The organism is Mycolicibacterium llatzerense (assembly GCF_025331195.1).
GTDB lineage: Bacteria > Actinomycetota > Actinomycetes > Mycobacteriales > Mycobacteriaceae > Mycobacterium > Mycobacterium llatzerense.
On sequence record NZ_LXOV01000019.1, the window covers coordinates 65749 to 84272 of the forward strand.

General features: G+C 65.9%; 15 protein-coding genes. All 15 read right to left on the bottom strand.

From position 1 onward, the window contains the following. Positions 1 to 2: 2 nt before the first annotated feature. The 15 genes from mycP to A7G45_RS32070 all read right to left on the bottom strand — a co-directional run bounded on the left by mycP (position 3) and on the right by A7G45_RS32070 (position 18267). Entirely contained in the window at positions 3 to 1460 is a 1458-nt protein-coding gene (gene mycP, locus A7G45_RS32000; protein ID WP_260943485.1) for a type VII secretion-associated serine protease mycosin, read from the bottom strand. After that, positions 1457 to 2968, bottom strand: a complete 1512-nt coding sequence (gene eccD, locus A7G45_RS32005; protein ID WP_260943486.1) for a type VII secretion integral membrane protein EccD — start codon at positions 2966 to 2968, stop codon at positions 1457 to 1459. The genes mycP and eccD overlap by 4 nt, the downstream gene beginning before the upstream one ends. Continuing rightward, positions 2965 to 4650, bottom strand: coding sequence for a MinD/ParA family ATP-binding protein (locus A7G45_RS32635; RefSeq protein ID WP_260943487.1), 1686 nt, complete (start codon positions 4648 to 4650; stop codon positions 2965 to 2967). The genes eccD and A7G45_RS32635 overlap by 4 nt, the downstream gene beginning before the upstream one ends. A 117-nt stretch (positions 4651 to 4767) precedes the next feature. After that, the gene (locus A7G45_RS32015; protein ID WP_260943488.1) at positions 4768 to 5658 is read right to left on the bottom strand and encodes an ESX secretion-associated protein EspG; all 891 of its coding nucleotides are present in this window, start codon (positions 5656 to 5658) and stop codon (positions 4768 to 4770) included. A gap of 142 nt (positions 5659 to 5800) precedes the next feature. Beyond that, the gene (locus A7G45_RS32020) at positions 5801 to 6085 is read right to left on the bottom strand and encodes a WXG100 family type VII secretion target (protein WP_260943489.1); all 285 of its coding nucleotides are present in this window, start codon (positions 6083 to 6085) and stop codon (positions 5801 to 5803) included. A gap of 57 nt (positions 6086 to 6142) precedes the next feature. Then, complete coding sequence (locus A7G45_RS32025) at positions 6143 to 6454, bottom strand: hypothetical protein (RefSeq protein WP_260943490.1); 312 nt, start codon at positions 6452 to 6454, stop codon at positions 6143 to 6145. 76 nt (positions 6455 to 6530) lie between these two features. Beyond that, a complete protein-coding gene (locus A7G45_RS32030) occupies positions 6531 to 7763 on the bottom strand; it encodes a PPE domain-containing protein (protein WP_260943491.1) in 1233 nt (410 codons plus the stop codon). A 34-nt stretch (positions 7764 to 7797) separates the two neighbouring features. Beyond that, positions 7798 to 8106 carry a PE domain-containing protein gene (locus tag A7G45_RS32035; RefSeq protein WP_260943492.1) on the bottom strand — a complete coding sequence of 103 codons (309 nt, stop codon included), beginning with the start codon at positions 8104 to 8106 and terminating at the stop codon, positions 7798 to 7800. Positions 8107 to 8341: 235 nt separating this feature from the next. Further along, positions 8342 to 11293 (bottom strand): type VII secretion protein EccCb, encoded by a 2952-nt coding sequence (eccCb, locus tag A7G45_RS32040; RefSeq protein WP_260943493.1) that lies wholly within the window; start codon positions 11291 to 11293, stop codon positions 8342 to 8344. A 13-nt stretch (positions 11294 to 11306) separates the two neighbouring features. After that, positions 11307 to 12464: a cell division protein FtsK gene (locus A7G45_RS32045; RefSeq protein ID WP_260943494.1), complete on the bottom strand. Its 1158-nt coding sequence runs from the start codon at positions 12462 to 12464 to the stop codon at positions 11307 to 11309. A 3-nt stretch (positions 12465 to 12467) separates the two neighbouring features. Beyond that, positions 12468 to 13982 carry a type VII secretion protein EccB gene (eccB, locus tag A7G45_RS32050; protein WP_260943495.1) on the bottom strand — a complete coding sequence of 505 codons (1515 nt, stop codon included), beginning with the start codon at positions 13980 to 13982 and terminating at the stop codon, positions 12468 to 12470. Between the two features lie 32 nt (positions 13983 to 14014). Further along, the gene (locus A7G45_RS32055) at positions 14015 to 15082 is read right to left on the bottom strand and encodes a C40 family peptidase (protein ID WP_260943496.1); all 1068 of its coding nucleotides are present in this window, start codon (positions 15080 to 15082) and stop codon (positions 14015 to 14017) included. Between the two features lie 2 nt (positions 15083 to 15084). Continuing rightward, on the bottom strand, positions 15085 to 16257 hold the full coding sequence (locus tag A7G45_RS32060; RefSeq protein WP_260943497.1) for a transglycosylase SLT domain-containing protein: 1173 nt from the start codon (positions 16255 to 16257) through the stop codon (positions 15085 to 15087). Positions 16258 to 16361: 104 nt separating this feature from the next. Then, positions 16362 to 17960 (bottom strand): DUF4226 domain-containing protein, encoded by a 1599-nt coding sequence (locus A7G45_RS32065; protein ID WP_260943498.1) that lies wholly within the window; start codon positions 17958 to 17960, stop codon positions 16362 to 16364. A 16-nt stretch (positions 17961 to 17976) separates the two neighbouring features. Further along, positions 17977 to 18267, bottom strand: coding sequence for a hypothetical protein (locus tag A7G45_RS32070; protein WP_260943499.1), 291 nt, complete (start codon positions 18265 to 18267; stop codon positions 17977 to 17979). Between the last annotated feature and the right edge of the window lie 257 nt (positions 18268 to 18524).

Consider the following 18524-nt stretch of genomic DNA (forward strand, 5'->3'; position numbering starts at 1 on the left):
GGTCACTGTCGACGCTCCCTCATCACGCGGCTGGCGAAGTACAGGGCCACCAGCGCCGCGACGGCGATACCCGTGCCAGCCAGCGCCACGATCATCGGCCCGCGGTCCGGTGGTGGCGGTGGTGGCGGTGGATGCAGCGGCCGGGTCAGGTGTTCAGGCGGTGTGGCCGCCCCCACCGGGACGTCATCGTTGAGGGCGGCGACTGCGTCGATCGCCCCGTAGCCCATCCGGTTGTCCACCACGGCGCCGCCGGCCACGTCCTGCGGCGATGCCGCCGGGGAGTGCGCAGTCGCTTCGATGCGCGCGATCACTTGGGCGGCAGTCAAATTGGGGTACTTGGCGCGGATGAGTGCGGCCACGCCGCTGACGTACGGCGCGGCGAAGCTGGTGCCGTTGATGGCCTTGAGTACCCCCGCCTGCTGATCGAACGTTGAATTGATCACCGCGCCCTTGCCGTCGAGCCCTTCAACGAACGTGCCGGGCGCCGCGACACCGACCCACGGGCCGGCCAGGCTGATTTCGCGGCCCTGCTGATCGACAGCGGGCTGACCGCTGCCGTCGGTCGCCGACACCGACAGCACATACTGCGAAAACCACGAAGGCGTTGAGATGGTCACCACCCGCGCCCAGTTGCGCGGGTCTTTCGTGCTGGTGGCGTCGATGTCGGGATTCTGCGCGCAGCCTTGATTGGCCAGATTGCCTGCGGCCGCGACGATGACCATATCCTTCTCGACTGCGGCGAACCGGATCGCTGCTCCCAGCGTGGTTTGATCGACCGGCTTGAGGACCGGGATGCATGCCACGATGCTCAAGTTCAGCACTTTCGCGCCCGAATTGGCGGCCAGCACAATAGATTTCGCCAGCGAAGACACGGTTCCGGAGCGGCGGTCGTTCTCGACGTCGGCCGAGGTCGGGTTGGCGGGCACGAACGCTTCAGAAGATTGCCGGATCGAGATGATGTCCGCATCCGGGACCACACCGACCAGGCCGTCGGTCTGGGAAGGCTGGGCGCCCAAGATGCTGGCCACCACGGTGCCGTGAGAGTCGCAGTCCTGCAACCCGTTGGCCGTCGGGTCGACGTAGTCGCCGCCGCCGTGCACGTGTGCCAACCGGGGCGGGGCGCCCGGTGGTCCGGGCGCGACATTGACTCCGGTGTCGATCATTGCGATGGTCTGCCCGGCGCCGCGCCCGGCTGAGCGCCACAAGGCGGGGATGTCCATGAACGCCTGCGCCGCGGTCGGCGCACCGAGGTCAGTATTGGGCAGCACCCCAGTGGGTGTGCATTGGTGTTCCTGTCGCAGCGGTTCTGCGGGGCCGACCGGGTCGGCGCTGGGCACCGCCCCAGGGTCAACCACCGGCGGGTTAATCGCCGCTGCGGTGCCGGTCACCAACGGGCTGGTCATCACCAGCGCGCTGACCGCCACGATGGCCATCGCCTGGCCGAAGCGTCGGGCGCTCATGCCCAGTTCCTGACGAGCTCGTAGATGTTCAGCAGCCACAGCAACAGCGGCCACACCGCGGCCTGCAACGCGTACTCGAACCATTCGATGCCCTTGCGTACCGGCGCCGAGAACGCGCGCCGCGGCACGACAGCGGCAATCACCAGCGCTGACAGACCGAGTGCGGCGACCAATCCGGCGACGATCAAGCTGACTGTCGGATTATGGCTGGACAGTGCATATTTCACGCCCAGAGCAGCGCTCATCGCCAACGCCGTGCCGACCACCGTGACCGCAGCTGCCCGGTCGTCCAATGCCCGGCCACCGAACACCAGAATCAGCGCGATCCCGAGCACGAACCCGGTAGCGAGCATCCACCGGCCCTGCCCCGGTGCTACCGCGCCGGCGGCACCGAGCACGAAGAACGGAGCGATGGCGGCGACGATCGCCTGCACGTAGCCGTTCGCCGCGATCTGCGCGCGACTGAGTTCGTCAACGCTGGGCGTTCCTTCGGTCTCTGCCGCCACCAGCGCCTCGGACGCCATCTCATCAGCATCGTCGAAGGTGAGCTTGCCCGTCACCGTCGGGAAAGACGGCATCGGCACCCGTGCCAGCGTGGCCGACAGTGCTTCGACCTTCTTGAGTACCACCAGTGCCGCCACCAGGGCGCCGGTCCACAGGTAGATCATCGGCACGCCGACCGCATGCAGCAGACCCATCAGGCCCGCGCCGATCGACACGATTGTCAGCCAACTCAACAGGGCTGCCGGCGCCGGACCCAGAACCCACAAGGCCACCGCCAGCACTCCGGTCAGCGCTGCCGCGAACACGACATTCCACGCGCCAGCCGGGCCGGGAACTGCGGTGTATCCCGCCGCGCCCGCAGCCACCAGCGACCCCGCCCACAACCCGTTGGCGACCACCGTAAGGTTCTGGCGCCACCAGGCGATCGCGCCGCCCGCCACCAGCAGCACCGCGATCGTCGCGCAGGAACCCGGTGGCACCAGCGGCCAGTACGTCCCGGCCGCGTGCGCCAACGCCCACACCCGCACCAACAGTGCCGCGACGAGCGCTGCACCGATCCCCGCGGTGACCGCCGCCACCGTGGTGGCGGTCTGCGGCGTCACCGATTTGAAGCGCCGCGCGTTGATGTCGGCGATAGCCGAGGACGCGTTCTCGATGACCGGGGTGAAGGACACCTCAGCGTCTTCAACGTCGAGGATCAGTAGGGTGCCGTCGGTGACGCCCTGCTCACGCAGCGACTCGCCACGTGCCAGGGCTGAGCCGCCGACGCGTTTGAGCACCACCTTTCCCGGGTTGATCAGGTCCTGGTCGTCACGGGGACGCAGGTCCTCAGCCTGATCGATGACCTGTCGCAGTGCTTCGCTGACGACGGTGGCCACCACTTCGGTCGCCGGGAGCACCAGGTCGGTCTGCCGTCCGCGGTACAGCACCGCGACGCGGACCTGCTCTCGCAACCGGACATGGGCGCTGGGCTTGGCCCCGGCGCGTTCAGAGGTCGCAGTCATCGGGCCTGACCGCCCTGCCAGCGACCGTCAGCCGGCCACTGGCCGCCGCCAGGGCCGCCGCCCTGCCGCGGACCTTGTCCCCCGCCGCGCCACTGTCCGGGGCCGGCCTGCTGGCCCTGCCACGGGCCGCCCTGCGTGGGCAGCTGCGGCGCACGCTGCGGTTGAACCGCCTGCTGGGATTGTTGGGGCTGCTGGGGGGCACGCTCGGCGGCGCGGGTGAAACCGTCGGCCAGCGATGCCGCCGCTTCCACGTACGCCTGCCACGTCTGCGGCTGGAGCCGGTTGATGTCGATGGCCACCGCATCGCTCAGATGCGGGTCGAAGCCGACCGAATGCACCGAGCGCACGACACGTTCAAAGTCCTTGTGCAACTGCTTGACCTGCGCGCTGGCGTCGACCTTTTTGGTGTTGCTCACGACCACCACGGCCTCGCGTACCAGGTGCGGGTAACCCTCCACCATCAGCCAGTTCAAGGTGTCGCGAGCAGCAATAGCCGAATCCAGCGAGGTGGTGGAAGGGACCACGAGCGCGTCGATGGGAAGGTAGTCGAGGATGGCCCGGGTCACGTCATCGAGATGCTGGGTACCGCAGTCCACGATCGCGATCGGATACAGCTTCTGCAGCCTGGCCCAGGCCTGGTGCAGATCGGTCCCTGACATCGGCACCTTGCCGCGATCGGAGCCAAGCACTTCCAGTCCCGAGTGCGAGTCTTTGCCCAGGTAGTTGCGGAAATCGCTGTAGTTCACCAAATTCTGGTCGGCGTTGAGACCCACCCAGGACTCTGTGGAGGGTTCGTCGATCCGCGAAGCGAGGTTGCCCGACGCGGGGTTGGCGTCGATGGCCACCACCTTTTCGTCGCGATACTGAGCCAGGACGGCGCCCAAGATGGCCGACGTCGTGGTCTTGGTGACCCCGCCTTTTTCCTGCATGACCGCGATGACGTAGCGGCCCCGCACGTTCACTTTGAGCCGGCGTTTGAGGTCATTCCAGTGTGTCTCGCTGGCCGACAGACCGAGGTTGATGCGAGTGGCTTTGTACAGACCTTTGCGCCATCCGGTCTGGGGCACCAGTTTGTACGGCGCGACGACGTTGCTTTCGTGAATCTCCGCGCGCATCTGGCCGACGGAGGCAGACGAATCGTCCAACAACTCAGCGTCGCCTTGGGCGCCGCCGCTGCGCGGGCCGAACGGCTGCGCAAAACCTGGTTGACCACCCGGCTGCTGGGGTTGCGGGGGCGGGCCCTGCTGCCACTGCGGCGCGGGCCATTGCGGAACGGGAGGCGCCTGCTCCGGATTGAAGGGGCGTTCCGGGCCCGGGCGCTGCGACGGCGCGGTCAGGGGCGGCGGCGCCTGCGGCGGTTGAGTGTGTCGGCCCAGCTCGGGTCCGGGCTGCCCATGCCGCGGGGCGCTGATCGGAGGGAAACCGCCGATGGTCGTCGGCTCGTCGGCGCTGCGCGCGGCTGCCGCAGCGCCGGGCTGCTGGGCGGCCAGTTCCCCTGCCTCCCGCATCATCCGCGCGTGCGTTTCCCTGTCGAGAATGTTGGTGCCCTCAGGGTCGGGCGACAGGCCCAAAGGATTTGGCCGGATTGATTCGTCGCCGGGGTCCTGCCCCCCACCGTGCGGTGTCGACGATTCGTCTCCGACATACCGCGAGAGGAAATCGTCCTCGTTGCTCTGGCTCACTGGCTCTCCCACAATTTTCGTGCCAGAGCCGGTGGCCCAGACACCCCCAATATCCATACCGTCAAAATAACACAATTGAAGCAATAGATGCAGTACGTAAACACATGAATTGTGTGTTTACGTATATCGCGAGTGGCCCTCCCAGGTGGTGCCCACTGACGCCACCAGGGCACGCAGCGCGCTCCCCCCGGCATCGGCGGTACCAGGGACAATCTGGGTCCACCACGTTCGGTCATCACCGACGATGGGTCCGGTGATGATCCGGCCCTCGGTGGTGTCGGTGACCGCGACCGACGCCAGCGCGAAGTGATCGCCCCGGGCATCGTGCACCTGCAACGCGAACCCCACCTCCATCAGCGGTTCATCGGCGGCCAACGTCAGGATGCGCCGCTGTTCGGTGGTCAGATCCATCGACCCCAGCGCTGCGGCCGGGGTGTGATCGCCCTGCACGATCTTGTTCAAACCATCCAGAAGTGCCGCCGTGCGCACAGTGACCGGCGCGAAGGCGGCAGGGGCGACCGAACCGAAACCGCGGTCGCACAGCTCCATGATCCGCTCGAACAACACCCGCATCGACGGGACTGAGCCGACTTCCTCGATCGTGACGCTGTCAGCGTTACCGGGACCGCCACGGGAAATCGCGGCGTGTTTACCGTCGCGCCGCGCGATCACCATCCGCAGGCATTCGACACCGGGCCGCCGCACGTCGACCACCAATGCGATGTCGGGGGCGCCGAGGATTTCCAGCCACCGTGCCACGCTCGGATGCACCGCGTCGTCCTCGATGATCGCGCCGGCCTCGCGAAGAATCGGAATGCCCGGGTGCCACGTGGGCCGGCCCGAGGCAGAAACGTAGGGACGCAACAGCATCGACGGCGGAAGGTGCTCGATACCGCACAGCGCCTGTAGCAGCCACGCGCCTTCGCACGTGGTCTCGATGGCCGTGATCGGCCGCGGGCCGCGCGGGGCGGCGGCCTGTCGCTTGATGAAAGTCGGTGGTCGCGTCATCGTGGCGGCTGCTTTCTCTGTTCTGTCCTGGGATGATCCTGGTCGTGTTCACACAACGGCCCGGCGAAAGGAAACTGGTATCGGCCGTTTCCGGCGTATCCAGCCCTTCGCCGGGCCGCAGGTGAATCGACCAGCAGGTCAGTTAGGCGTACTGACCTGCCGACTTCTGGTCGGCGTGGGTCATCTCGTTGTTGGCTTCGAGCAGCACCCGGCCCGCCTGCTGGATGGTCGCCTGCGACTGCGCGTACTTCTGGTTGATCGCGCTGATCGCGGCGTTGAACGCGTCGCTACCGGCGCCGCCGAAGTTGTTGGCGTTCGCCTGCACGGTTGCCAGACTGCGCTGGTGGTTCTGCTCGGTACGGTCCGAGGCGTGGCCAATCTGGGCGGCGACGTCGGCGATGGCCGCTGTGGCGTAGTGAATCAGCACTGTGATGTCCTTTCGATGAACGTGTGTGGTGGTGTGTTGGGTAGTGAGCGCTGCGGGCTAGACGATCAGGTTGCTGATGCCGTTGATCATCGACGCGCCGTCGTCGTCGGCCGTGCTCAAGATGTGGCCGTTGTTGCTCATCTTCTGCGAGTGGTCGGCGAACGTGGAGCTGAACTGCTGTCCCTGGTGCTGGAGCTGCTCGCCGACCATCTGCATGGCCTTGCCGGCGCCGCCCTTCATCGCGGGGACCAGTGCCTCCATCGAACTGCCCAGCGCGTTCATGATCGAGGCCTGCTCGTCGGAGATTTCCTGAAGCGAGCCGGAATCCCGGCCGATGCCTTCAAGATCACCGAAAATGGGGGTGCTCATGTCTGGTATGTCCCTTCGTAGCTGTAGGTGAAATGTTGATCGGTGCGGTTACCCGCCTGGTTTGTGCGTCGGTTCATCACGTCGGCCGTGTGATGCCCTCCTCCCCCCGGAAAACCGCACCCGAACCGCCGGTGATGACCGGCACGGTTGCTGGAGCACGGTAAAGCGAGGCCAGGGACGCCAGCGGGGTGCTGCGGCGTTCTTTGCCTGCGTCCTGTTTGTCCTGCTCGCCGCCACGAGCTGCCATCGGCCCCATCATCGCGCCGCTGCTGCCCATCCCCGCGGTGCTTGCCGGCGCCCCTGATGCCATCCGCGCCTCGGTGAGGCGCGATACGGTCGCCTCGGGGTTGGCTGTGGCGGCATTGATGGTGGGAGCCGACGCGAAGCCGGTCGGTCCCCGAAACGCACTCAGGCCACCCAGTCCACCCCCGCCCCCACCACCGCCGGCGCCGCCCAGCCCAGAGACCAGGTTGGCCGCGACGGGGCCACCGGCACCGGGCGTGGCCGAGAGCCAATCCGCCGACATCGACGAGGCCAGGGCGTCGGTGGTGTTGCCGCCCATGCCTGTTTGCAGCATTTGCGTCAACGGCCCGAACGCCGACTGTCCCATCTGGCCCAGACTGCTCAACGGGCCTCCGCTACCCAACTGGCTGCCCATCGAGCCGACCTGTTGTAGTGGACCCATGAAGGCCTGGAGAGCCTGTTCAGGGCTGCTGGCCAGGTCCTCGGCCTTGTTGCTCGGTGTCGGCATTGAGGGCATTGACGCCGCGCCTTCGGTCGCCGGGGGCGGCGGCGGAATCGGTGGAATGGACTGCACGCCGGTCGCCGAGGCTGCGGCGTACTCATACTTGTTGCTGGCGGCCGTGACCCACATCCGCCCGTAATTGGCGCGATTGACCCCGATCGCAGGCGTCAGCATGCCCAAGAAGTTGTTCGCTTGCAGCACACCGTGTTCGATTTGATTTTCGCCAATCTCCAGCGGTGTGGGGGTGGCCGCTTTCAGCGTCTCGAACGCCAATCCTGTGGCGTGGATGGCGGCACTGGCCTCGGAAATCTGGCCGGCCGCCAGCGCCTGCCATAGCATCAGCGGAACCTTCGACAGGACCGCCAGCTCCCCGGTGGGGTCCGGCCATGAGGCAGCCAGCGCGGCGTTGACCGCTTCTTGACCGCCCAGGTTCGCGATCAGCCCCGACGCCACAGCAACCAGGTTCTCGGCCGCAGCGATAAACGACTCCGCGCCCGGACCCAGCCAGAAGCCAGCACTGTTGTCTTCGGGAGGGAGGGCTCCCCACGCGCCTGGAGCTGTCATCGTTGCGCCTTAACCCCTGTCGTTCGGGCCAATATCAGATGATGTTGCCGACGGCCGCATAGTTGAGCGCGTCGGTTAGATCGGTGATCGCGGACGAAAGACCCACGGCCACACCGTGTTCGGCGTGGAAGGCGGCTCCTGCTTCCAGCACCGCTGCTGCCTGGCTGGCGAATTCGGCGATCTTGGCGGCGTTGGCGGCCGAGATTTCTTCGATACCGGGGGGCACCACTGCCGCCGACGCGGCGGTCTGCCCGCCGTGGGCGGCCGCCTCGCTGGACAGGCCCGCCGCCATGCCCGACGCGGCCATCACGGCTTCGGGCTCCAGAGAAATAAAGCTGGTCATCACAACTCCTTGGATTGGTTGGACTTGCCGCCAGTGTACACACGACGATGCAAGTAATGGAATACGTAAACGGCTGATTGTTCACTCATGATGCAACTGCCCATGCTGGCTGCACCAACTGCCCAGAAATCACCCCGATGAACACCCCCTACATCCGCCCTTACCACCGATCATTCCAGGACTCGGGCAGTACTGCCGACACTAATTTTTTGCGGGGCGCACCGTGGGGCCGCGATCAGCCAACACTGCTCGGATCCTCCGCGAGTAGCGGCGGCAGCGCGATCTGCATGAGCTGGCCACCGCCTTTGCGCTCGTACAGCTCGGCCCGCCCCGGTACCCGCGACGCCGGGCGCACCTGGTCGATGATCTTTTCCGCCGGGTTTCCGTCCAGAACCACCACCGAGGCACCGGCCGTGGTCATGGCGCTGAGCAGCTTGTGCGACTGTCCCTTGGCGTACCAGTTGTCGATCGTGATCGCCGCGATGATGTGCAGGTCGAGGTTCTTCGCGGATTCGGCAGGCCCGACCAGTGGCAACGTCAACGAGCTGTACGTGTTCGCCGGAGTGAGCAGGTTCAGGTCGTCGATGATGACGAACCACTTCGGCCGAACGACGGTCGCACGCCACTGCCGCAACTCACGTGGATGCAGATTCGCCGGCGGCTTGCGCCTCTCGAGCAACTGCGCCAACTCCGCGCTGGCTTGACCGATGCGCTGATGCTGGTTCTCGTACACCACGCGGTAACGGTCGCTGATCGCGTCAGCCAAGTCCTCCGACGGGTCGAACGCGACGATCTGCGCCTCTTCCGGGGTGTAGCGCTGCTGAATGGCCGCGCACACCGTCTGCAGGAACACACTGCGACCCGACCGTGAGGTTCCTGTGCACCACGCGTGCGGATTCTGCGCCAGGTCCAACCACACGGTGCTCATCTCCCGCTCACCGATACCCACCGGCAGGGCATGACGCGGCGCAGCAGCAGGCATCGGCGGCAGCTTCTCGAAGTCGACCTCGGGCGGCAGTTGCCGCAGCCGCGGCGCCTCGCCGAACCCACGCGAGGCCCATTCGGCTGCCACGGCCTTGGCGGTCGCCTCCGTCGCGTCGGTGTCGCTGAGCTCGATGAACTCCGACAGGTATGGCACCGCGACCAGCATGTGATTGCCGGACTCGACCAGGCCCCGGCCTTTCTGCTTGCTGGGCACATCCTCGGCAATCTGTCGATCCATCTTCGAATCGGACTTGTCGCCCAGCTTAAGTTCGACCTTGGCCAGGAGCTTGTCCGCGTTTTTGATCGTCAGCCACGAGTCATTGGTGATGATGACATGCACGCCGAAACTCAAGGCCCCGTCCGCCAGCGCGATGATCCGGTCGTGGATTTCGAGCATTTCCGTCTTGAGCTTGCTGATGTTGTCGACCACCAGAAACACGTCCCCGTGCTGGTCATCGGGCACCGGCATCGGGTTCGGGCCGAACTTGGCTGCCCGGTACCGGGCCAGGTCCAAGCCCGACTCGCCAAAGCGTCCCCATTCGCGCTTGCGGTTACGCAGAATCCGTTCGACCTCAGAGACCACCCGACCGACTCGCTCGTCGTCGCCGGTAGCTGCGATACCGGCGACATGGGGCAAGCTGGCCAGGCTCGCCAGTTTGCCGCCGCCGAAGTCAATGCCGTAAAACTGCACCCGCGCAGGGGAATTGGCCATCGCCAGCGACATGATCAATGTCCGCACCGCCGTAGACTTGCCGGCCTGCGGAGCCCCGGCCACACCACCGTGCGTGCTACCCAAGTCGACCGCGACGACATCCTGAGAATGCCAGTACCAGTCGTCTTCCCGGCCGAACGGGGCCACCAGGCCCGAATCTTCGGTGAAATCCTGCCAGCGCTCCCGGTGCCAGTACTCGGTGACAATCTCGTCAATCGGCAGCTTCTCGGTTTCCTCCAGGTCGGGCTTCCACATCCGGTGCCCGCGCGGCAACGTACGCGCGTCCTCGCAAATGCGGTCGACCATCAGTTGGTCGACCGTCTGCACCCCCGCCTCGGAGACGTCGAACTCGTCGTCGTCCTCATCCTCCATCCCGATCGTGTCGGGCAGCGCGGACATCGCACTGGTGAATTTGGTGACCGGAAGATACTGTCCTTCGGCCCGATCTCGTTCCGCTGCATTGATTTTCGGCGGCGTGTACGGGCCGGAAGCGTAGAAGGCGCGGTAGCGGATGTGCTCGTCGTCGACAACCAGGAACGCCGAGCCCGGCAGGGCGTCCTTGCTCTTGAATTCGTCGTACGCCCGCGTTGAACCGATCGCGGCACGTGATTCGCCGGCGTTTCTCACCTTCATGCCGATCGCGAACTGCTGCTGGGACTGCATGCCCTGCGCCTTGCCGCCCTCCACGCGCTGAGAAGCGTTCAGAATGTGGATCCACAACGAGCGCCCCAACCGGGCGACCTCGTCCATCGTGCCGCCCATCTCCGGGAGCAACACCAGCATCTGGGCGAACTCATCGAGGATGAGCACCAACGTGCCGATCGGCTCCAAATCGGTGCGCCCCGCAGCGCGGGCTGCCTCATACTCGCGCACACCCTTGAAGCCCGCCCGCTTCAACATCTCCTGGCGCCGACCCAACTCGCCACGCAACACCGACTGGAATCGAATCAGCTTGTGCCGGCTACCTTCCAGGTTCGACACGAGGCCCTCAACGTGCGGCAATCGTTCCAGATCGCCCAGACCCGACTCGCCCTTGAAATCGCCCAGCAGCAACCGCAGCTGCTCGGGTGAATGGGTGGCGCACAGCGCCAGCACGAACGATTTGAGGTGCTCAGATTTGCCGGAGCCGGTCATGCCGACCATCAGCCCGTGCGGACCCATGCCCGCCTCCGCGGCCTCCTTCAAATCGAGCTCCGCGACCACACCCGAGGGGGTCTTGCCGATGGGAACTCTCAGCCGACGTGCCGGGCTGAGTTCATTCCACGTCAGCCGCGGCTTCCAGGTCCGCAAGTCGTAAATATTCAGCGCATCAGTGAAGTCCTGGCCCGCGCGCGCCTGAGCTGCCTGCTGGGCCAACAACTTCTCGGCCTCATCGGTCGGGGTGTACTGGGCCAGAGAACGGGCCAATGCTTCGGCTTCGTAGATCGGCATGACGTCCGGAACGGCGGCAAAACGCAGCCCGGACGGCACTTCCTTAGTGATGGCAACCATCGCGAAAATCCCCCTATGCTTTCGCTGCTTTGAGCAGATTGACCGTGCCGTGCTCATCGGTCGCCACGAAAAACGCGGTGTCACCGGTGGCCAGCACACTGTTCTCATCGCCGGTCGCTTCGAGCACCGACACCCCCATCCGGCCCTCTTCGGTCAGAATCGCCGTGCTGTCTGCCCCGGGCAGGTCCAGCACGACCACCAGCCACCGATCGGGGGACTCGCCACCTTCCTGGCGGGCCTGGAACGGCCGCCGCGACGACAACGATGACTCGAAGCGCTCCATGAATGCCGCCACGTCTGAAAAGATGAGCCTCGCCGGCCCGCAGGCATCGACAAATTGGTCATCGCCCGTCTGCGGTAGCCATTTCGCCCAATCCCAGGCGGCCGTGTCATCGCTGATGATCGCGACCTGCACATCGTCGGGACCGTGGAACACGCACAGTTGGCACACCATCGCACGCAGAATCCCCTGCACCGTCTCGCGCATCTCCGGTTCGGCGAAAAAGCTCCAGCCCCGCTGATCGAACAGATGCAGCGGACGGGGAACATCGTGGATGACGTTCTGGGCGCGCAGCAAATCACGGGCCGCCACCGTGGTGACCGTCTCCCGGAACTCCGGCGGCGGAACCTTCAGCGGCGGAATGAGTTTGGTCTGTAGCCGCGTGATCCCGACACCCATCCGCACGTGCCCGAAATTGCGGGCATCAGGGGTGCGTTCCCACATCCGGGCGGTGCCCACCAACGTGCCCAGCGACCCGTCCTGCGGGGTGGGATGGTGGTAGGAGATTTCGGTTGCCTGCGCGTGGGCTGCCTCATGAATCTTGACCCGCTTCTCATCGGTCCCACGTAAGTACACCGCGCGATCTTGGTTCAAGGCTGCGCCGTGGTCCTTTTTGCCGTTGGAGCCCATCCGGTTGCGCATCATCCCGACCATCGACACGAGCATCATCGGGAAGACGAAGAATGAGGCCCCCGAAAGTTGGCGTGCGCCAGACAAATACAGCGACACCATCAGGACCACGGCCGCGACCACGAAGATTATCACCCACACCACGGTGGGCGGTTTCGCCGGCGCCGGTCGGGTGATTTCGGCCGGGTCGTCGATCTGGATCGCTTCCTCCGGAACGAACGGCGCGCTGACTTCCTGGCGAATGAAACCGGTTGTACTCATGTGTTACGCACCTGCTTTCGGGGTGGGCACCGCGGCCGCGTTCTGGTCGGGCATCAACGTGTCGTGCTGGGTGAGGGCGGCCGACTTGGACAGGGCCGGGCCTGCGGGCAGCCACTTGATCACCGCCCACGGCGCCGGCGTTGGCGTCACCTTGCCCTTGTCCAGGCCCAGCGCCTGGCGACTCTGGTCATCGCCGTTCGATCCCGTGACCGGCACCCCGAATCGGGTGCCGTTGTTACCGATGAACCACAGGCTCTCGCCGCGTTTCGAATCGGCCTGCACGCCAGTGACCTGTACGAAGTTGGCGGCGTCCGGGCTGACGAATACCTCGTCGGCGGTGTTGGGTCCGGCGCTGATGAACGGCACGACGCGCCGCTCATCACCGACCGGGATCGGCAGACGCCGACCCGACACCGTCGAGACCTGCGCCTGCGGTTCGCCGTTCGTGCGCCGCCACGTCACGCATGTCACCGGCTCATTGGTCTTGTCGAGCAGCTTGACCAGGCCCGGCGGATACACGCTGGTGTCAAACCCCACCGCCTGCGGCATCGCCGTCAGCGCCGCCGACTTGGCCACCATCACCTGCGCGCCCGGCACCACCGCGGCGTTGATGATCATTGTGGCCACCGTCTGGGGGATGCGCTGCACCCCGGCGGGCAGGGCTACGAAGAACTGCGGATCACCGGTGACGTCAGACACTTTCATGACACTTCCCGACACCAACGGCAATGCCGCAGTGGCGTAACTGACCGGCCCGCCGGGGGTCGGTATTTCCGGAACGCGCAGCGGAGCAGTCGGGGCCAAGGCCTCGTACAGGGCGCGCGACATCGCCGCCGGATGCAGGTCGCCGACCGGCAGCCCCAGCGCCAACGTGACCGGCTTGTCTGCCAGGTCGATCGCCGAACGATGGCCGTCGGTGACCAGGAAATTCTCCCCGCCGTAGGTCATCAGCGCCGCCTCCGGAGATACGATGGTGTGCGCCCAGTCCCCCATCGTGGCGATGCCGTCGATCACCGTAGTCCGCGGAATGACCTGCGAGCCTTGTGATCCCAGTTTGTCGCACAGCGACCACCCGGTGTCGCCAGGGCTGCGGACCCCCAGATCATCCGGTGCGCCCTGAATGCCCAGGATCGGGCCGATCGGCTGTTTAAGGATCTCCGACATCGGCACCAACGTCGGGTCCTGGGCCTGCCCGGTGATCAGCCGGGCGCTGGCCTTGTTGAGCACCGGATGCCACGTGCCGCCGACATCGACGTACACGCCGTTGGAGCCACGCGCCTCCACCATGCTGGACTTGCCGATCTGGCCCTGCGGCTTGATGAACGCAATGACGCAGCAGATCGCCACGATCACCATCGACACCACGAAACTCACCCGCAGCGCGGCGATCGAGTTCTTCGACGGATCGTGCACAAGGCGCACATTGCGCCGGCCGATGGCCACCGCAATCCGGTGGCGCAGGAACCGCCACGCCGAAACCTGTTCTAATGACGCGTAATTCAAACCGCCCGGCGGCATCTCTCTCCCCTTTACCCCTTCATGACGTTTGTCTATGCGGCCCGTCTGACCTCAAATGAGCCAGAGGGCCAGCGGCCGATCCTCACGGGCACGCCCCGTGTCGGAGCCTCCACCGTCTGGTGGTCGTTCATCACCAGCATCACGTGCTGCCACGCCCCGTCCTGCCGGTTGCACAGCACAATGTCGCCCGGCTGCGCCTGATTCGGCGGCACCCGCACACCCCAGTTCGTCATGTCATAGGTGGTGCGCGGAATCGCGATCCCCGCCTTGTGGTAGGCCCACTGCACCAAACCCGAGCAATCCAAACCCACCCCAGGCTTTTCCCCGCCCCACTCATACGGCACACCCAGCTGAGTCAAGGCGTTGTGCACGATCTGATCCCCCACCGCGCCACCGCCCCCATTGCTGCGCACCATCCCCGCCAGCTCAGCACCCCCAGCATCCTCACCACCAGGACCGGACTGCCGGCCCGCACCGCTGATTAGGTTTCCGAGTGCGCCGAGGGGGGCCAGGGGCATTCCGCCGCCCATGGGCATTCCGCCGCCCATGCCGCCCATCGGCATCTGGGGCAGTTGCGGCATCGCCGGCATCTGCGCCATCGCCGGTGCAGCCCCGCCCGGCGGGTGCCCGACGCCCTGGTAACCCGCAGCGCTCGCGTTGGCTGACGCGGCCTGGGTAGAGGCGTCAGCGCCACCCTGATCGAGGGTGGACTTGGTGTCCTCCAGGTGCCGTTTGATGGCCGCCACCAACGCTTTTTGGCCCTCAACGGTGCTGGTGGACATGCCCATGGCCTGCACATCGGCCACCGCCGTGGCGATCACCGAGTCCATCCGGCCGCGCGAGACACCAGCGGAGGACAGCGCTTGTTGCAGCTGCGCGCCGCTGGCGGCATCATGCTCGCTCAGCGCCGCCAGGTGAGAGTCAATTTGTGTTGATTCGTGACTGAAAGCTGTTGCCGCAGCACCGGACCCGTCGCCAGTGCGATCCGGGCGAGGGCCAAGACCAGGAGGCGGCGCCAACGCCACACCGCCGGTGCCGAACGATTCGCGGGCCATACCCATCGCCGCACCCGCAGCACGCACAAACCCATCCAAACTCACGATCAGTAACCTCCTGGTGCGTGGTGGGGATTGAACTGTCCAACCGACAACAAATTCGACCCGTCGCGCGCCACGTGATAGCGGCGCATCACATAGTTCATCGACGCCGCGATGTTGGCGATCGGGTCATAAATGCTGCGGCTGGTTCCCGGCTCATGGTTGGCGGCGAACGTTGACGGGATGGTCTGCAAACCGCCACGTGACGAATTGGCCGGAGCACCATCGGCCATACGAGCACCGTGCGCATTCGAATCACTCATGTTCACCGCATCGGGGTGAAACCCGGACTCGCGGCCAGCGGCAGTCATGAAGCCGCGAGTCCAGTTCGCCCGCGCCGCCGGATCGGTAATCCCCATGTGGTCGAGGGTTTTACCGATGTAGGCACGGTAGGCGTCCGCCCCGCCGGGGAACCCCTTCTTGTGCAGATCGACCTCGCCGACCGGGATCGCCGCGGACGAGGACGTGTTCTCCGAGCCTGGAACGTTGCCGCCGAGCCCATCGCCCACCGGACTGCTCGATGTATGGCCGCCGTCCTGGGCGAACCCAGTGCGAGAGAACAGGTTTCCGAGTGCGCCGAGGGGGGCCAGGGGCATTCCGCCGCCCATGGGCATTCCGCCGCCCATGCCGCCCATCGGCATCTGGGGCAGTTGCGGCATCGCCGGCATCTGCGCCATCGCCGGTGCAGCCCCGCCCGGCGGGTGCCCGACGCCCTGGTAACCCGCAGCGCTCGCGTTGGCTGACGCGGCCTGGGTAGAGGCGTCAGCGCCACCCTGATCGAGGGTGGACTTGGTGTCCTCCAGGTGCCGTTTGATGGCCGCCACCAACGCTTTTTGGCCCTCAACGGTGCTGGTGGACATGCCCATGGCCTGCACATCGGCCACCGCCGTGGCGATCACCGAGTCCATCCGGCCGCGCGAGACACCAGCGGAGGACAGCGCTTGTTGCAGCTGCGCGCCGCTGGCGGCATCATGCTCGCTCAGCGCCGCCAGGTGAGAGTCAATTTGTGTTGATTCGTGACTGAAAGCTGTTGCCGCAGCACCGGACCCGTCGCCAGTGCGATCCGGGCGAGGGCCAAGACCAGGAGGCGGCGCCAACGCCACACCGCCGGTGCCGAACGATTCGCGGGCCATACCCATCGCCGCACCCGCAGCACGCACAAACCCATCCAAACTCATCGGACACCTACATCGTTTCGCGCCGCAGTGGGCGATGACCCGATCCCACGGCTACCACCGCGACTTCGCGTCATCGCCCACCCGCTCCCACACTCAACAGCTTCTTAGGACGGCAAACCTGGCGGGGCCGCCGGCGGCTGCGGCGGTGCCGCAGCCGGGGGCGTGGCCGGTGCGCCACCCTTCGGTGCCAATGCGCTCGGGTCCATCCATCCCAGGAAATCCGGGCCGGTCCCCACACTCGACAACGGTTGCGGCTGACCGGAAACCAGCACCTTGCCATTGCCCAAGGCCATCACCAGATGGTCCTGCCAGATACCCACGTCGCCGGCCTTCAACTTGGTCGGGGGAATCGGGTCGGTCACCGGAGTGCCCGGCGGCGGCACCGTCACGCCCGCCTGATGCCACGCATCGGCCACCGTCGATCCACCGAGCGCAGCCTTGACCGCCTGCGCACCCTGCACCGTGCGCGCCTCGGTGTCCAGCCCGCCAGGCAACGACACATGCGTGGTCGGTGCCGGCGCATTCGGGTCAATGCCCGGGGCGTTCTGGTGGTTGCCGGCCAATTCCGTTGCCCCGCCAGTGGTCCCGGGGGCTCCCGCCGGAGTCGTGCTGCCATTGGTGTCACTGCCCGGCTTGCCGCCGTTGTTCCCCGAACCGGTTTCCGTACCGTCCTTGAACTTCGAGTTCGACGGGCCGTCGTTGCCCGAGCCTTTACCACCGTTGATGTCGTCACGGAACGACGACGACGCATCATGGCCCAGCCCTTGAGAACCCAAGCCGCCCAACGCACTCAACGGATCACCGCCCCCGCCAAACGAGGGCATTCCACCCCCGCCGAACGAGGGCATCTGCGGCATCGACATACCCGCGGGCATCATCCCCGCACCCGGCATCATGCCCTGCCCATACGGAGAAGTACCCGGAGCCGCCGCGTTCACCGGTGCACTCGACGGGGTTGTGCCCTGCTCGCTACTACCAGTCGGGCCGCCCCCGCTGGGGCCACCGCCCACGCCGCCGTTGCCCCCATTGCCAGCATTACCGGCGGGCTTAACGTCGTCGCCACCACCGATGTCGGCGTACTTCTGCGTCAACTCACGAGTGTGCCGGGCCTTGGCGTCCGCATCGGCGATCTGCTGATCGATGACCTTCTTGGCCGCGGTCAACTTCTCCTTCAAGAAGTCCCGCAGTTCCTGCTGACCAGCAGGAGTGTTCAGCCGAGGACCTAATTCGGTGATCTTGTCCTGAACATCCTTGGTGATGCCGTCCAACTGCTGCTGGCCCGCAGTCCCAGCAGCGTGGATCGCATCGATCGTGCTTGCCGCCGACTTGTCCAACTCGTGCAACTGCGCGAGGACAGCCGCGACCTCGCGGCTCTCCTTGTTCGCCGCATCAGTCGCCGCGCCCGTCCCCGGAGTGGGGCCGCCCGGCGGTGCAGGCAACGGAGCAGGCGGCGGCGGGGGCGGCGGTCCGGGCGCCAACCCACCAGGTGCAGGAGGCGGCGGGGGCGGCGCCGCAGGAGGCGGCGCGTCCGGACCGACATGGCCCAGATGAATCGGACCATTGGCGGTCGGATTGTCTTCCTTGCCTAGCCAGCTTGCGCCGATCATCCCCGCAATCGGGGCCAAAGGTCCCAGCGGTGCGGCAATCGCCGTTCCCAAGATTCCACCGAGCACGGTGTTGATCGGGTCCCAATCATTCGACATCGCGGTGTTGCCCCTTCTAGAAGTTCAGCTTGCGTTCACGCGCGGATACCTCCCCGCGATCGGGGTAATGCCCGTCGCGGTTCGGCTGAATGGACAGGTAACGGTCATGCGCCACATCAGCGACCTTGACCACCCGCTCTCCCAACGTGTACGAGTCCCACTTCCGGAACGCATCGCTGAGGAAACGCACCCCCACGACGCACCCGTTGTCCCCCACCTCGGCAGCGATGGTCCGCTTGACCGACACAGCCGAAGCCACAACCCGGACTTCTCGGGTGTCGTTCGCCGACTCCTCAGCAAGCTCCACGACAGCCCCTCTCAACACGTCACCAATTCATTACCATCAGCAGTTTACACACAAAAAAGCAATCGTGAACAGCAATGCTGCAACTGATTTTGTGCTTTTGTGGGGTCTCACCGTGCGTGACACTGCCTCAAGGTCGGTGACACCTGCATGGCGTTGTCTCAGCGGATTTGACACCTCGAACGGCATGACCAGCGCTTTTGCCCTCTTCCCGACCACTGTCGACCTGGGGCAGATGCGAAGAATTGCCATAATTCTGA

Bases quoted from the DNA above. Each gene is read 5' to 3' on its own strand.
- mycP (WP_260943485.1), bottom strand. From the start codon at position 1,460: ATGAGCGCCCGACGCTTCGGCCAGGCGATGGCCATCGTGGCGGTCAGC.
- eccD (WP_260943486.1), bottom strand. From the start codon at position 2,968: ATGACTGCGACCTCTGAACGCGCCGGGGCCAAGCCCAGCGCCCATGTC.
- A7G45_RS32015 (WP_260943488.1), bottom strand. From the start codon at position 5,658: ATGACGCGACCACCGACTTTCATCAAGCGACAGGCCGCCGCCCCGCGC.
- A7G45_RS32025 (WP_260943490.1), bottom strand. From the start codon at position 6,454: ATGAGCACCCCCATTTTCGGTGATCTTGAAGGCATCGGCCGGGATTCC.
- A7G45_RS32030 (WP_260943491.1), bottom strand. From the start codon at position 7,763: ATGACAGCTCCAGGCGCGTGGGGAGCCCTCCCTCCCGAAGACAACAGT.
- A7G45_RS32035 (WP_260943492.1), bottom strand. From the start codon at position 8,106: ATGACCAGCTTTATTTCTCTGGAGCCCGAAGCCGTGATGGCCGCGTCG.
- eccCb (WP_260943493.1), bottom strand. From the start codon at position 11,293: ATGGTTGCCATCACTAAGGAAGTGCCGTCCGGGCTGCGTTTTGCCGCC.
- A7G45_RS32045 (WP_260943494.1), bottom strand. From the start codon at position 12,464: ATGAGTACAACCGGTTTCATTCGCCAGGAAGTCAGCGCGCCGTTCGTT.
- eccB (WP_260943495.1), bottom strand. From the start codon at position 13,982: ATGCCGCCGGGCGGTTTGAATTACGCGTCATTAGAACAGGTTTCGGCG.
- A7G45_RS32060 (WP_260943497.1), bottom strand. From the start codon at position 16,257: ATGAGTTTGGATGGGTTTGTGCGTGCTGCGGGTGCGGCGATGGGTATG.
- A7G45_RS32065 (WP_260943498.1), bottom strand. From the start codon at position 17,960: ATGTCGAATGATTGGGACCCGATCAACACCGTGCTCGGTGGAATCTTG.